The 14,185-nt window shown below is 68.4% G+C and carries 15 protein-coding genes; 4 read left to right on the top strand and 11 right to left on the bottom strand.

Features of this window, described 5'->3' with window-relative positions:
• The 4 genes from Q8N19_RS01365 to Q8N19_RS01350 all read right to left on the bottom strand — a co-directional run.
• The coding region (locus Q8N19_RS01365; RefSeq protein WP_305587850.1) for an alpha/beta fold hydrolase at nt 1–920 on the bottom strand (920 nt) is incomplete at its 3' end.
• Nucleotides 921–924: 4 nt separating this feature from the next.
• A complete protein-coding gene (locus tag Q8N19_RS01360; RefSeq protein WP_305587849.1) occupies nt 925–1,395 on the bottom strand; it encodes a PaaI family thioesterase in 471 nt (156 codons plus the stop codon).
• Nucleotides 1,396–1,467: 72 nt separating this feature from the next.
• The gene (locus Q8N19_RS01355; protein WP_305587848.1) at nt 1,468–3,258 is read right to left on the bottom strand and encodes a M3 family oligoendopeptidase; all 1,791 of its coding nucleotides are present in this window, start codon (nt 3,256–3,258) and stop codon (nt 1,468–1,470) included.
• A gap of 55 nt (nt 3,259–3,313) precedes the next feature.
• Nucleotides 3,314–3,736 (bottom strand): Lrp/AsnC family transcriptional regulator, encoded by a 423-nt coding sequence (locus tag Q8N19_RS01350; RefSeq protein ID WP_305587847.1) that lies wholly within the window; start codon nt 3,734–3,736, stop codon nt 3,314–3,316.
• A 128-nt stretch (nt 3,737–3,864) separates the two neighbouring features.
• Here Q8N19_RS01350 and Q8N19_RS01345 point away from each other — a divergent pair, with 128 nt between their 5' ends.
• Nucleotides 3,865–4,740, top strand: coding sequence for a dimethylarginine dimethylaminohydrolase family protein (locus Q8N19_RS01345; protein ID WP_305587846.1), 876 nt, complete (start codon nt 3,865–3,867; stop codon nt 4,738–4,740).
• An 8-nt stretch (nt 4,741–4,748) separates the two neighbouring features.
• Nucleotides 4,749–5,990 carry an ornithine--oxo-acid transaminase gene (gene rocD / locus Q8N19_RS01340; protein ID WP_305587845.1) on the top strand — a complete coding sequence of 414 codons (1,242 nt, stop codon included), beginning with the start codon at nt 4,749–4,751 and terminating at the stop codon, nt 5,988–5,990.
• 60 nt (nt 5,991–6,050) lie between these two features.
• Here the strand turns inward: rocD and Q8N19_RS01335 are convergent, their stop codons facing one another.
• Both Q8N19_RS01335 and Q8N19_RS01330 read right to left on the bottom strand, forming a co-directional pair.
• Nucleotides 6,051–8,162: a PQQ-dependent dehydrogenase, methanol/ethanol family gene (locus tag Q8N19_RS01335; RefSeq protein ID WP_305587844.1), complete on the bottom strand. Its 2,112-nt coding sequence runs from the start codon at nt 8,160–8,162 to the stop codon at nt 6,051–6,053.
• Between the two features lie 81 nt (nt 8,163–8,243).
• Nucleotides 8,244–8,924, bottom strand: coding sequence for a hypothetical protein (locus Q8N19_RS01330; RefSeq protein WP_305587843.1), 681 nt, complete (start codon nt 8,922–8,924; stop codon nt 8,244–8,246).
• Nucleotides 8,925–9,074: 150 nt separating this feature from the next.
• Between Q8N19_RS01330 and Q8N19_RS01325 the strand changes: the two genes are divergently transcribed.
• Nucleotides 9,075–10,562, top strand: a complete 1,488-nt coding sequence (locus tag Q8N19_RS01325; protein WP_305587842.1) for a sigma-54 dependent transcriptional regulator — start codon at nt 9,075–9,077, stop codon at nt 10,560–10,562.
• Nucleotides 10,563–10,700: 138 nt separating this feature from the next.
• Here the strand turns inward: Q8N19_RS01325 and Q8N19_RS01320 are convergent, their stop codons facing one another.
• From Q8N19_RS01320 to ykgO, 4 genes are all read right to left on the bottom strand, one after another.
• Nucleotides 10,701–11,027, bottom strand: coding sequence for a hypothetical protein (locus Q8N19_RS01320; protein WP_305587841.1), 327 nt, complete (start codon nt 11,025–11,027; stop codon nt 10,701–10,703).
• Entirely contained in the window at nt 11,024–11,290 is a 267-nt protein-coding gene (locus Q8N19_RS01315; RefSeq protein WP_304712916.1) for a DUF2312 domain-containing protein, read from the bottom strand. Before Q8N19_RS01315 ends, Q8N19_RS01320 begins: the two co-directional genes overlap by 4 nt.
• Before the next feature lie 112 nt (nt 11,291–11,402).
• Nucleotides 11,403–12,005 (bottom strand): HAD-IA family hydrolase, encoded by a 603-nt coding sequence (locus Q8N19_RS01310; protein ID WP_305587840.1) that lies wholly within the window; start codon nt 12,003–12,005, stop codon nt 11,403–11,405.
• Between the two features lie 19 nt (nt 12,006–12,024).
• Nucleotides 12,025–12,150: a type B 50S ribosomal protein L36 gene (ykgO, locus tag Q8N19_RS01305; protein WP_056023006.1), complete on the bottom strand. Its 126-nt coding sequence runs from the start codon at nt 12,148–12,150 to the stop codon at nt 12,025–12,027.
• A 186-nt stretch (nt 12,151–12,336) separates the two neighbouring features.
• On the opposite strand from ykgO, the gene Q8N19_RS01300 reads away from it, so the two are divergent.
• Nucleotides 12,337–13,152: an SDR family NAD(P)-dependent oxidoreductase gene (locus tag Q8N19_RS01300; RefSeq protein ID WP_304756375.1), complete on the top strand. Its 816-nt coding sequence runs from the start codon at nt 12,337–12,339 to the stop codon at nt 13,150–13,152.
• A 10-nt stretch (nt 13,153–13,162) separates the two neighbouring features.
• Here Q8N19_RS01300 and Q8N19_RS01295 read toward each other — a convergent pair whose 3' ends face one another.
• Nucleotides 13,163–14,185: an FAD:protein FMN transferase gene (locus Q8N19_RS01295; RefSeq protein ID WP_305587839.1), complete on the bottom strand. Its 1,023-nt coding sequence runs from the start codon at nt 14,183–14,185 to the stop codon at nt 13,163–13,165.

Here is a 14,185-nt window from a genome sequence, read left to right as displayed (position 1 = left end):
CGCCTCGCGACCACTGGGGAATGCTCCCCGTGAATATGGGCGACAGGCACCTCGACCTTGGGGGGGCCTTCGGTGACCAGGGCGTTCATGGCGCTGCGGTCGAGCTTGTTCCACATGGCCGGGTCGAACATCCAGGTCCAGCCTTCGCCTGACCCGTCCTCCAGCGGCGCGCGCTTCAGGGATTTCCGCGCAATAAAGTCGGCGACGAACAGATGGCCGGCCGCCTGGGGCGGCATGAAGCGGAAGCGGGCGAGCGCCTGCTCCAGGGTCGCGTAGACCCGCTTGGGCCGGTCGGCGGTGGGGATGTTGCGCACCTGCTCCATGCGGCGCTCCATCTCCTCGCGCTCCTTGGGCGGCGGGCCGCCGAAGCCGGTGTCGACGAGGACGGCGGCGGCCATGCGCTCGGGGTGCCGACTGGCGGCGTAGAAGACCTGCGATCCGCCGAAGGAGTGGCCGATATAGATGGGCTTGCGGCCGCCCTCATAGAGTCCTGTGGCCTGCGCCACGGCTTCAGCGTCTTCGGCGAAATCCTGGAAGGCGTAGGTTTCGCGCCAGTCCGAGGCGCCCATGCCCGCCAGCGACATCGACGCCACCCGATAGTCCTCGGCCAGATAGGGGGCGATGAAGCTCCACCAGTCGGCATGGGCGCTGTTACCATGCACCAGGAGCAGGCCGGGCTTGCCCACCTCGCCCCAGGTCAGCACCTCGATCTGGGCGCCCATCGAGGTGACGAAGCTGCGTTCCGGCGCCTTGGCGATGACCGCCTCGAACCAGGCCGGAGCCGGCGGCTTCTCGCCCTTGAACGGCGCCAGAGGGGCCTGGATTTCCGGCGGCAGCTCCCCAGGCTTGGTGGGGACGGGACGGTCGTCATCGAACTCGGCGGCGGCGACGGCGGGGGTGGTCTTGCTCTGATCGGTCATGGGTTCAGGCCTGCCGCGCCTGGCGATCGCCCGGCGTCCGCTTGATGTTGCGCAGGCCCTTGAAGACGCCGGAGCCGGTCATCAGCAGCCGCTCGCCGCACCAGATCTTGCCCCGCACGGTGAAGATGTCGTCCTGCTCGGAGACGATCTCGCTGCCGCCCTCGACCCAGTCGCCCATCTGGGCGCCGGAGAGGAAGTCGGTGGTCAGGCGCACTGTCACCCAGCCGATCTCGCGCTGGTTGGAGATCACCCGGCCCCAGGCCATGTCGGCGAAACTCATCAGCATGCCGCCGTGGCAATTGTTCATGCCGTTGGCGTGATGCTCCTCCACGCGAAAGGCCATGATCTCGTTATTGGCCTCGTCCCGCTTGGAGTAGAAGGGGCCGACCGTGCGGCCGAAGCCGCGCTGCCAGAGGTTGATCACATAGCCGTCCGGAACGACGGCGGCCTGCAGGGGGGTCAGATCATCGGACATGCCCTGCTGACTAACGCCCGTTTGAAAAATGACAAGGCTTGAGGCGAGATTCGCCCCTTCACCACCCCAGGATCAGACCAGGGCCTCGAACTCGTCCACCAGACGTTCCAGCTGGGTCATGCCCGCCGCCCAGAAGGCCTTTTCCCGCGGATTCAGGCCGAAGGGGGCGAGGGCCTCGACGTAGGTCTTGGAGCCGCCGGCGGCAAGCAGGTCCTCGTAGAGCGGCGCAAAGCCCTCCGGATCTTCCCGGCGCTTCTCCATCAGGCCCCGCACCAGCAGGTCGCCGAACGCGTAGGCGTAGACATAGAAGGGGGCGTGGGCGAAGTGGCTGACATAGGCCCAGTAGTGCTCATAGCCGGCGTTCAGCTTGATGGCCGGCCCCAGGCTCTCGCCCATCACCGCCATCCAGATGGCCGAAATCTCCTCGGCGGAGACCTCGCCCTGCTGGCGGGCGGCGTGGAAGGCGGTCTCGAACTTGTGGAAGGCGATCTGGCGGACCACCGTGTTCAGCCCGTCCTCGATCTTGCCGGCCAGCAGGCCGCGGCGCTCGGCGTCGGTGGCGCCGGCCATCAGGCGCTCGAAGACCAGGCCTTCGCCAAAGATCGAGGCGGTCTCGGCCAGCGTCAGCGGCGTGTCGGCCAGCAGGGTGCCGAGCGGCGCGCACAGGGTCTGGTGAACCGCGTGACCCAGCTCATGGGCGAGCGTCAGCACGTCTCGGCGCTCGCCCATATAGTTCATGAACACATAGGGGTGCCGGTCGGCGCTGACCGGATGGGAATAGGCGCCCGACTGCTTGCCGGCCCGCGGGCGGGCGTCGATCCAGGGCTGGGTGAAGAAGGTCTGGGCGGTGTCGGCGAACCGGGGCGCGAGCGCGGAGAAGGACTCCAGCACCATCTCCTGGGCCTGGGGCCAGCTGTAGGTCCGGGGCGCCGCGGCGTCGAGGGGGGCGTTGCGGTCCCAGTAGTCCAGGCTCTTGCGGCCCATGACCTTGGCTTTCAGGGCGTAATAGCGATGGCTGACGGCGGGATAGGCTTCGGTCACGGCCTCCACCAGGGCCTCGACGGCGTCGGCGTCCACCTCGTTGGCCAGGTGGCGGGAGGCCGCGGGGCTCGGATATTTCCGCCAGCGGTCGTCCACCTGCTTTTCGTAGGCCAGGGTGTTGAGGCACAGCGCCAGCGTCGAGGTCCGCGCCTCCAGCGCCTTGGCCAGCCCCTGGGCGGCCTGTTTGCGGCGCGCGCCATCCGGATCTGACAGCCGGTTGAGCGTTTCGGGCAGGGTCAGGGTTTCGGAGCCGACCTTGGCGGTCAGCTTGGCGAGCGTCTCGTCATAGAGGCGCACCCAGTTGGCCACCCCTGGCCCCCGGTCGATCATAAGGCGCTCAAGCTCGGCGCTTAGCTCGTGGGGTCGCGAGAGGCGCACCCGCCGCAGCCAGGGCAGCCAGCGCCTAGCCGGGGCATGGGCGGTCAGGGCCGCGTCCAGCTCGGCCTCGTCCAGCTGGTTGATCTCCAGGGTGAAAAACAGGGTCTCGGCGCCGATCACCGCGGCCTTGGTGCGGAAGTCGCCCTCGAACTTGGCCCAGGCCGGATTGTCCCGCGCCGTGCTCGACGACAGGGAGGCATAGGCGCCGACGCCATAGAGGGCGTTGGTTCCCACCTCGTAGAGGGCGATGGTTTCGTCGAGCCGCCGGCCCAGGGTTTCGGGCTCGCCACGGGCGGCCACCAGCTTGCCCTGATAGGTCAGGAGCTCGGCGGCGGCCTTGCGCGCCTTGTCCAGGTCGGCCTCGATCTGCGGGTCGTCGCGACCGGCATAGAGGTCATCCAGGCGCCATTCGGGCAGGGTGTCGGTCTTGAGCGGTGCGTTCATGGGGGCGATCTAAGCACGCCAAGCGCCGGCCGCCACCTCCCCTTGGTCCAAGAATCTACAGGCGGGTCGTCGCCAGCAGGATCGAGGTCTCGGTGGCGGCGATGCCGGGGATGCAACGGATCTCGTCCAGGGCCGCGCTGAAGGCGGCCAGGCTGTCGGTGTCCAGCTCGGCCACCAGGTCCCAGCGGCCGTTGGTGGTGTGGACCGCCACCACCTCGGCGAAGCCCTGAAGGGCGCGCACCACCCGCGGACCGCCCTCGCCCTCCACCGAGATGGTCATGACCGCCCGCACTCGCTGGGCCTCCACATCGGGGCGGGTGCGCACGGTGAAGCCCTGGATCACGCCGCGCTGGCGCATCCTGTCGATCCGGTTCTGCACCGTGCCGCGGGAGACCTTCAGGCGCTCGGCCAGGCTCGCCACCGAGGCGCGGGCGTCGGCGCGCAGCAGGGTCAGGAGCTGGCGGTCGGTTTCATCCATGGCAGATCGTCACTCCAGGGCGCCATATCGGCAGAACGATCCGCACATCCTACAAGTCCTGCGCCTTTTCGCTATCACCGCCGCGCCTCATCCTCGGATGCAACCGTGACATTCCGAGGGAGGCGCGCATGGCGACCCCGCACTATCTGATGACCGATCCGGCCCATTTCGAGGTGTGCTACCAGATCAACCCGTGGATGGACCCCGCCCTCTGGCGGGCCGACGACAACGCCTGCGCCCGGGCCGCCGCGGGTTCCGACGCCCTGCGCCACGCCATTGAGGCGGCCGGCGGGGTGGTGGAGATGATCCCCGCCGAGGCCGGCCTGCCAGACCTGGTCTTCCCCGCCAATGCCGCCACCGTCCTGGACGGCCGCGCCCTGATGGCCCGCTTCGCCCACCCTGAGCGCCGCGGCGAAGAGGCGCCCTTCCTGGCCGCCTTCCAGGCCCTGCGCGACCGGGGCGTACTGCGCGAGGTGGCCGAACTGCCGCCTGGCGTGGTGCATGAAGGCGCCGGCGACGCCCTGTGGGATGGCGCCCGCGGCTGGTTCTGGGGCGGCCATGGCCAGCGCTCGACCCTGGCGGGCCTCGAGGCCCATGCGGACTTCTTCGGCCAGGAGGTGGTGGCCCTGGAGCTAGCCACCCCGCACTTCTATCACCTGGACACCTGCATGCGTCCGCTGGACGGCGGCCACATCCTCTACTACCCGCCGGCCTTCACCGAGCAGGCCCTGAAGACCCTGCGCGAGCGAGTGGCGCCCGACCTGCTGATCGAGGCCGACAAGGCCGCCGCCGAGGCGCTCTGCGTCAATGCGGTGAACCTGGGCGAGACCGTGATCATGGCCAAGGCGCCGCCGACCCTGCGGGCGGCCCTGGAGGCCCGGGGCTATCGCCTGGTCGAGGTCGATCTCTCCCCCTTCATCATGTCCGGCGGGGCGGCCTTCTGCATGACCCTGCGCCTGGATCTCACCTCCCACCCCCAAGCCGCGCTTGCGGCGGCTGAATGAGGCCTCCCATGACCGATCACGCCGTGCTCGATCGCCCCGCCCTGTCGACCCCGCAGGACTATATCGCCGCCGAGGCGCGGCTGGGGGCCCGCAACTACAAACCGCTCGATGTGGTGCTGAGCCGCGGCGAGGGGGTCTATGTCTGGGATGTGGAGGACAAGCGCTACCTGGACGGGCTATCGGCCTATTCGGCGGTCAATCAGGGCCATTGCCATCCGAAGATCCTGGCGGCCATGACGGAGCAGGCCGGCAGGCTGACCCTGACCAGCCGCGCCTTTCGCAACGACCAGCTGGCCCTGTTCTATGAGGAGATCTGCGCCCTGACCGGCTCCCACCGGGCCCTCCCGATGAACTCCGGCGCCGAGGCCGTGGAAAGCGCCCTGAAGGTGGCCCGCAAGTGGGGTTATGAGGTCAAGGGCGTGCCGGCCGGCCAGGCCGAGATCATTGTCTGCTCGGAGAACTTCCACGGCCGGACCCTGGCCATTGTCGGCTTCTCCACCGATGAGCAGGCCCGCGGCGGCTTCGGCCCCTTCGCCCCGGGCTTCAAGGTCGTCCCCTTCGGCGATGCGTCGGCTCTGGAAGCGGCCATTACCCCCAACACCGTCGCGGTCCTGGTCGAGCCGATCCAGGGCGAGGCGGGCGTCATCATCCCGCCGGCCGGATATCTGAAGACCGCCCGCGAGCTCTGCACCCGCCATGACGTCATCCTGATCCTGGACGAGATCCAGACGGGTCTCGGCCGCACGGGCAGGCTGCTGGCCGAGGAGCACGAAGGCATCGAGGCCGACCTCACCCTGGTGGGCAAGGCGCTGTCGGGCGGCTTCTACCCGGTCTCGGCCGTGCTTTCGAACGATGCGGTGCTGGGGGTGCTGAAGCCAGGCGAGCACGGCTCCACCTTCGGCGGCAATCCGCTCGCCTGCGCCGTGGCCCGCGCCGCCCTTAGGGTGCTGGTGGAAGAAGACATGATCGGCAACGCCGCCCGCGTTGGCGACCGCCTGCAGGCGTCCCTGGCCTCCATCCGCCACGACGCCATCAAGCAGGTCCGCGGCCGGGGCCTGATGCTGGCCGTCGAGCTGCATGCCGAGGCCGGCGGCGCCCGTCGGGTCTGCGAGAACCTCCAGCGGCGCGGCCTGCTGTGCAAGGAGACCCACGAGCACACCATCCGCATCGCCCCGCCCCTGGTGCTGACCCCGGCCCAGGCCGACTGGATCGCTGAGCAGTTCGAGGCGGCCCTGCGCGACCCCACCTAGCGGCTAGTCAGGCGCTCCTGGGTCCTGCGCCCAGGATGGCCGTTCCCCTCGCCGCGCGCCCTATTTCGCCCCAGCCACAGCCGGGGACGGGGTCGGCCCCTTCCTAGCCTCGGCCAGCACATAGGCGCGGATGTTCTCGGCCTCGGTGGGCGACAGGAAGCGGGAGAAGCTGGCCATGCCGCGGGGCGCCAGGGCCCCGTCGATGACCACCGACGACCAGTTTTCCGCCGACAGCAGCATCTGCGAGCGTTTCAGGTCCGGCAGGTAGCGGCCCGAGGCGTTGGCCCCATGGCAGACCTGGCAATACTGCTGGAAGCTCGCAAAGCCCGCCTGGGCGTTCCCGCGGGAGCTCACCCCCGTGAGGTCGAGCGGCTCGACCTCGGGAAGATCATAGGCCGGCGCGGTGGCGGTTCCCCCCAGCTTGAAGACCAGCAGACGGCCAGGCAGGCGCGAGCGGTCGGGCAAAAGGGCTGGCGAGGACAGGGCGCCGGCGCCGCCATAGCCGACCATCAGGGCCACATACTGCTCGCCGTCGATCTCATAGGTCGAGGGCGGGGCGATCACCCCGTTCACCGTCTCATAGGACCAGAGCTTAGTCCCGGTGGCCGCGTCATAGGCCGAGAAGGTCCCCTCGGCGGCCCCTTGGAAGACGAGACCGCCGGCCGTGGTCAGGACGCCGGCGTTCCAGAAGAAGGGATGTTCGACGGTCCAGCGCGCCTTCTGGGCCACCGGGTCCCAGGCGATCAGCTGCCCCTTCACCATGGCCTTCAGACCCGCCAGCTGAGCGGCGTCATCGGGCAGGGCGTTGGCCAGGAAGTCCGTGCCGACGTTCCAGGCGCCGGGCTGATGGCGATAATTGGCGTCATTCACATAGGCGAAGGGCACCACCTGGGCCGGGATATACACGAGTCCCGTCTGGGGGTTGAAGGCCATGGGATGCCAGTTGTGGGCCCCAAACGGCGCAGGGATCTGGAGTGAGGGCGCCTCGCGATAGCGGGCGCCGGGCGCCTCGATCGGACGGCCGGTGGCCTTGTCGACGCCGGTGGCCCAGGTGATCGGCACATAGGGCTCAGCCGAGATCAGCTCGCCCGTGGCCCGGTCCAGCACATAGAAGAATCCGTTCTTGGGCGCCTGCATCAGCACCTGGCGGGTCTGGCCCGCGATGGTCAGGTCCGACAGGATGATGTGCTGGGTGGCCGTATAGTCCCAGCTCTCGCCAGGCGTGGTCTGGTAGTGCCAGACGTACTGGCCGGTGTCGGGCTTGAGCGCCAGGATCGAGGAGACAAACAGGTTGTCGCCCTTCCCGTCCGACCGCTTCTCGTGGTTCCAGGGCGTGCCGTTGCCGACGCCCACATAGAGCAGGTCGAGCTTGGGGTCGTAGGCCATGGAGTCCCAGACCGTGGCGCCGCCGCCGGTGGCCTTCCAGCCTTCGCCGAACCAGGTGCCCGCGGCCTTCTCCGCCAGGATGGCGTCAGACGCCGCGCCGTCCGGCTGGCCATCAGGATTGGGGGCGGTGAAGAACCGCCAGACCAGGGCGCCGGTCTCGGCGTCATAGGCCGACAGATAGCCGCGCACCCCGTATTCCGCGCCGCCATTGCCGATCAGCACCTTGCCTTTCACCACCCGGGGCGCCCCGGTGATGGTGTAGGGCTTGGCGGTGTCGGTGGTCTGGACCGACCAGGCCTCTGCGCCGGTGTCGGCGTCCAGTGCGATCAGGCGGCCATCGAGGGCGCCCACATAGACCTTGCCGCCCCAGACCGCGACCCCGCGATTGACCACGTCGCAGCAGGCGTCGAAGGCCTTTTCGCCGGCCACCTTGGGGTCGTAGGACCATTTCAGCGCGCCGGTGGCGGCGTCAAACGCATAGACCTTGGACCAGGCCGTGGTGGTGTAGAGCACGCCATCCTTGATGATCGGCGTGGCCTCCTGGCCGCGGTCGGTGTCGAACTCGTAGGACCAGGCCAGGCCCAGCTCCCCAACCGATTCGGTGTTGATCTGGGTGAGCGGACTGAACCGCTGCTCGGAATAGGAGCGGCCATAGGAGAGCCATTCGGCGTTGGTCTCGGCGGCTTCCAGGCGGGCCTGATCCACGTCCTTGGGGCCGCCTCCCTCCTGGCAGGCGCTGAGCAGACCGGCGCAGGCGAGCGCGATCAGGGTGAACTTGAGTTTCATGGCGGCCCTCCCCGGCCTGGCCGTGTGTCCGGCCTTTTGAGATTCAGTATGGCCCCCTCGGGCGGTCTCGCAATCCTGGCCTTAGTGGGATGACCTTCGGGCCGGCCGGTCGGCGAAGGCGGCCGCCAGGGTCACGGCGAGGAAGGCGCCGATGGCCGAGACGCCCGTCCCCACCGGGTTTCCATCGGCCGGCAGCAGCATGGCGATGATCTGCAGGGCGACGAGAAAGCCGATGAACGCTGGGGCGGCGATAGGCCCCAGACCCTGGCGGCCGCGGCTCCAGGCCCAGGCGGCGCCGGCCATGGCGATCAGGCCGATCTCGACGGCCTGTTCCGGCACGGGATAGTCCCACAGGCCAAGGCCCACCTTGGGCCCGCCGAACCACAGGGCGAGATCGGGACGGTGGACCAGAAAATCCAGCAGCCAGTGGGAGAAGACCACAGCCCCCACCATCCCCGCCGCCGCCCAGGGCAGGCGCAGGACGAGCCGCGCGGCGAGGGCGCCCAGCACCGACCAGGCGGCCGCGGCGGGCAGGGAATGGGTGTAGGGCATGTGCTCGAGCACCAGGGCGCTGCCGGGCAGGTCCGGATCGACGGAGAATCGCTCCACCCCGGTGATGATCAGGGCGCCCCAGCCCACATCCACCAGCTGGGCCGCCAGCGCATAGGCCCAGAGCGGCCCGCGGGGCTCGACCGCCTTGGCGGCGATGGCGGCGGCGTAGTGGCCCACGAACATGATCGGTCCCTCCCCAGGGAGGTTCATCAGGGACCCGCGGTGGCCCATGGTCAAGCCTTGGCCGTTAACCCCTGACTCAGGTCTGCGAAACCCCGCCTTTACCGGCGACCTGTATCAATCCGTGACAAATGAGCCCCGCCCGGAGAGGTGGGCGTCCGGTACAGGTGGTGTCTTCAAATGACCAAGATGGTCCTTGTCGTCGATGATGATCCGACCCAGCGCAGGCTGATCCAGGCGGTCCTGGAGCGCGAAGGCTTCGCCGTGGCGCATGCCGAGTCCGGCGATGCGGCCATCGCCCATCTGATGGCCGGCGCCCGGGTCGACCTGATCCTGCTGGACCTGGTCATGCCCCGCCTTTCGGGTCAGGACACCCTGAAGGAGATGCGCGCCCGCGGCTTCCATCAGCCGGTGATCGTGGTCACGGCCCAGGGCAGCATCGACACAGTCGTCCAGGCCATGCAGGCCGGCGCCTGCGACTTCTTCGTCAAGCCGGCCAGCCCGGAACGGATCATCGTCTCCATCCGCAATGCGCTCTCCATGGGCGACTTGCGCGGCGAGGTGGACCGCCTGAAAAAGCACAAGACCGGCCGCTTCACCTTCGCCGACATGGTGGGGTCGTCAGCGCCGATGACCCTGGTCAAGCGCATGGGCGAGCGGGCGGCCAAGTCGACCATCCCGATCCTGATCACCGGGGAAAGCGGCGTCGGCAAGGAGGTCATCGCCCGGGCCCTGCACGGCGCTTCGGACCGGGCCGGCAAGCCCTTCGTCGCCGTCAACTGCGGCGCCCTACCCGAGAACCTGGTGGAATCCATCCTGTTCGGCCACGAAAAGGGCAGCTTCACCGGGGCCACGGACAAGCATCTGGGCAAGTTCCAGGAGGCCAATGGCGGCACCCTGTTCCTTGACGAGGTGGGCGAACTGCCGCTGGACATGCAGGTCAAGCTGCTGCGCGCCCTGCAGGAGAGCGAGATCGATCCGGTGGGGTCAAAGCGCTCGGTGAAGGTCGATGTCCGCATCGTCTCGGCCACCAACCGCGATCTCTCCCTGGCCGTGGCCGAAGGGCGGTTCCGCGAGGACCTGTTCTATCGCCTCAACGTCTTCCCGATCGAAGCGCCCGCCCTGCGCGAGCGCAAGGACGACATCCCGGCCCTGGTCGAGCACTTCATCCGCCGCTTCAATGTGGAGGAGGGCAAGAAGGTGGTGGGCTGCGCGCCCGAGACCCTGCAGCACCTAATGACCCACGACTGGCCAGGCAATGTCCGCCAGCTGGAGAACGCGGTCTATCGGGCCATCGTCCTGTCGGATTCGCCCTATCTGCAGCCCTTCGACTTCCCGGCCATCTCTGGCGTGGTCGCGCCGCCGCCGGAGACCGAGCCCGCCCCCCTGGCCGCTGCGGCCATCTCGCCCCAGGCCGCCCGCGAACTGATGGCCGAACTGCCCAAGGACGCCCCGGTGCGGATCCTGGATGAGCGCGGCCACCTGCGCACGCTGGAGGACATCGAGCGCGACCTGATCCAGCTGGCCATCGAAATCTATGCCGGCCACATGAGCGAGGTCGCCCGGCGCTTAGGGATCGGCCGCTCCACCCTCTACCGCAAGGTCCGCGAACAGGGCCTGGATGGGGTGATCGGCGGCGCCGACGACAGCGAGACTGAGGCGGCCTGAGACGGGGCCTCGAAATCCCCGATCTCGTCATGCTCGGCCTTGTGCCGAGCATCCCTGTCGGGGGCAGGCACAAGCGTCGCGAGGGATCCTGGGCACAAGGCCCAGGATGACGGCGTGGGGGCAGGACGCGCCGACGTCCTACTCTTCTGAATCCTCAGTATCACGCGGCTTACGGCCGAAGCCTCGCCTGACCATGGGCTTTTTCTCGCCCTTGGCCTTGGCCGAGATTTCCTTGAGCTTGCGGTGCTGCAGGGCTGAGAGCGCCTGGCCCGGCGCGCCCTTTTCAGGGTCGCCGAAGGCCCGCCCGTAGGTCTTCACCCGGTCTTCCACCGAACCCAGGAATTCGCCCTCCCATTCGGAGAGCTCCACGCCGGTGCGCGCGGCCTCACGCCGGGCGCGCTTGAGCGCGTTCAGCGCGGCCCGCTTGGCCTGGGCCCTTGGATCTGGGGGAGCCTTGCGCTTCAAATCTCTCCGAGCGCCGAGAGATAGAGGTCGAGGATGGCCTCTTCCTCCTGCCGCTTGGCGCGGTCCTGTTTGCGCAGGCGGACCACCTTGCGCAGCACCTTGACGTCGAAGCCGTTGCCCTTGGCCTCGGCGAAGACTTCCTTGATCTGTTCGGCGATCTCGGACTTTTCCAGCTCCAGGCGTTCAATGCGTTCGATGATGCTCTTCAGCTGCCCCTGAGCGGTGGTGTTGAGGATGTCGATGTGGGCGCTGTCGTCAGCCATGGGAAACGCGTCTTCCGAGTCGAGGGATGGTTTGAAGCGGCGGACCCTACCGCGCATCCGCGCCGAACGAAATCCGTCAGAGGCCGGTTTGGGGCCCGGAGGACACAGGTCCTCAGAGTAGGCCGTGGGCCTCAAGGGCCGGGCGAAGGGCGGCCGGGTCGGTGAAGTGGTGGGTCTGCAGGCCAAAGGCCTGGGCCGCGGCGATATTGGCCGCGCTGTCGTCCACGAACAGGATGTCGCCAGCCGCGTGGCCGAACCGCTCGCAGGCGATGGCGTAGATGCGCGGGTCAGGCTTGATCAGCTTTTCTTCGGCCGAAACCACATAGCCTTCCAGCCGCGCAAAGGCCGGGCTCATGGCGATGACCCCGTCGAACACCTCGTGGGACATGTTGGTCAGGCCAAACTGCGGCACGCCGGCCGCGTGCAGGGCCTCGATGGCCTGTTCGGTCTGCGGGATGGTTCCGGAGAACATCTCCCACCACCGGCTCTCCCAGGCGCGGATCTCCGCCTCGTACTCGGGAAAGCGCTCGATCAGGCCTTTGCGGTTTTCTGCGAAGGTGACGCCCAGGTCGTGGTTCACGTGCCAGACCATGGTGCAGACATGCGAAAGGAACCGGTCCAGTTCGGCCGGTTCCTGAAAAATCTTCGCATAGAGCGTGCGTGGATCCCAGCGGACCACGACATTGCCGATATCCCAGAGAACCGCCTTGGGCATCTCCGGGCGCCGGCCGCGCTTAGCCCTGCTTGGCTTTGAAGCGCGGGTCCGTCTTGTTGATGACGTAGACCACGCCCTTGCGGCGAACGAGCTTGCAGTCGCGGTGGCGCGTCTTCAGCGACTTCAGCGAGCTTCTGACCTTCATGAGCTTGTCATCGCGCGTCGCCGCGCGCCGTCCTTCAGAGGGTTACCAACAGAGCCGGCGCATATACGGGCCACGCCTTGCGGAGTCAACGGGGCGTGGGGCTATCGTCCGGTCTGGCTTGCGGCGCTGGCCCAAAGGCGCGAGGCTTCCTCCCATAAGAAAAAAGTCATGGGAGGATCATTCATTATGTCTGCGACCATTAATCCGAACGGAACCCTGAAGGGCAAGACAGCCCTGGTCACCGGGGCCAGCCGGGGCATCGGCGAGGCCATCGCCGCGCGCCTGGCCATGGAGGGCGCCAGGGTCGTCGTCTCGGCCCGCACCGCCCAGGAAGGCGAGAGCCGCCTGCCCGGCACGCTGGCCCATACGGTCGAGCGCCTGAAGGCCGCCGGCGCCGAGGCCGTCCTGGTCAAGGCCGACCTGGCCCAGGCCTCTGAGCGCGAACGGCTGGTGGAGGAGGCCGAGGCCGCCTTCGGCCCCATCGACATCCTGATCAACAACGCCGCCATCACCTATTTCATGCCGGTCCAGGACTTCACCGAAAAGCGCTTCAAGCTGATGATGGAGGTGCAGGTCTATGCGCCCTTCCACCTGGCCCAGCTGGTCATGCCCGGCATGCGCGCCAAGGGCTGGGGCTCTATCGTCAACATCTCATCCCCGGCCGGCATTCACCCGAAGCAACCCTATAGCGGCGGCCGCGGCGGCACGGTCTATGGCCTGTGCAAGGCCGCGCTTGAGCGGTTCACCACCGGCCTGGCGTCTGAGGTCCAGGGGGACGGGATTGCGGTCAATGTGGTCTCCCCGGGCCTCGTGGACACCCCTGGCGTCGCCGTCCACGGCCTGATCAACGAACAGACCAAGGACCGGGTGCAGCCCATCGAGTTCATCGCCGAGGCAGTCTATCAGCTGGCCAAGGCCGATGCGAAGACCATGACCGGCCGGGTGGACTATGCCGAGCCCCTGCTCAAGGAGCTGGGGATCAAGCCGTCCGAACTGGTCTAGCCGGCTTCCTCTAGTCGTCGAGAAGAGCCTGGAAGGCTGGCGAAAGCCGCTCTTCCAGGCCCTTTTTGGTATGGACCATAAACCGCGCCGGAATGCCGTGGGCCGCGCAGAGCGCCAGGCCCTCTTCTGCTCCCACCACCGACAACAGGGTGCACCAGGCGTCGGCGCGCATGGCCTCAGGGCCCAGCACGTTCACACAGGCCACGCCGCGCTCGCTGGGACGGCCGGTGCGGGGATCGAGCGTATGGGCCAGCCTGCGGCCCTCATGGATAATGTAGCGTCGGTAGTCCCCAGACGTGGCCACCGACAGGCCGCAGAGCGCCAGCACCACAGGCGACTGGCCCTCGACCTCGCCCTCCAGCCGCTCCAGCTCCACCCACCAGGGCAGGCCGTCGGGCTTAAGCCCCTCCCCGCGCAGTTCGCCGCCCACCTCCAGCAGGAAATGGCGGACGCCCAGGGCCAGCAGGGCGCGGGCGGCCTGATCCACCCCGAACCCCTTTGCGATGCCTGAGAGGTCCAGCGCCAGGCCCCCAGGCTGCCGCAGGCGCCGCGGTTGGGCCTCGAACGCCAGGCGCTCCCACCCGGCCCGCGCCAAGGCGGCCTCGATCAATTCGGGAGTCGGCGGCGCCTCCACCGGACCGGCGGGACCGAACCCCCAGAGGTCGGTGAGCGCGCCGATCGTCGGGTCGAAGGCCCCTTGGCCGAGGCGGGCCATCTCGAGGGCGCAGGTCATGACCTGAGCGAATCCCTCTGGCAGGTCCAGCCAGGCGCCCGCCGGCGCCCGGTTGAAGGCGCTGATATGGGAAGACAGCTCCCAGGGGCTCATCTCCGCCACCACGGCGTCCAGCCGTCCCTGGACCGTGCGGGCCAGGACCTCTGGCCCCAGGCCTGGCAGGGTGACGGCCTTCAGGGTCCAGGTCACGCCCATGGCGAGGCCTGACGCCTCCACGTCGAGGCCGCCCGGCGGCGGCGCAAGATCCGCCGGGAGACTTAAAGGTACAGCGACCCGGGCGCCCGGCGGCGGTGCGTGCAA

The organism is Phenylobacterium sp. (assembly GCF_030693405.1).
Lineage (GTDB): Bacteria > Pseudomonadota > Alphaproteobacteria > Caulobacterales > Caulobacteraceae > Phenylobacterium.
The sequence above is the reverse complement of the archived record's forward strand: the minus strand, read 5'-3'. Positions and strand labels throughout refer to the sequence as shown.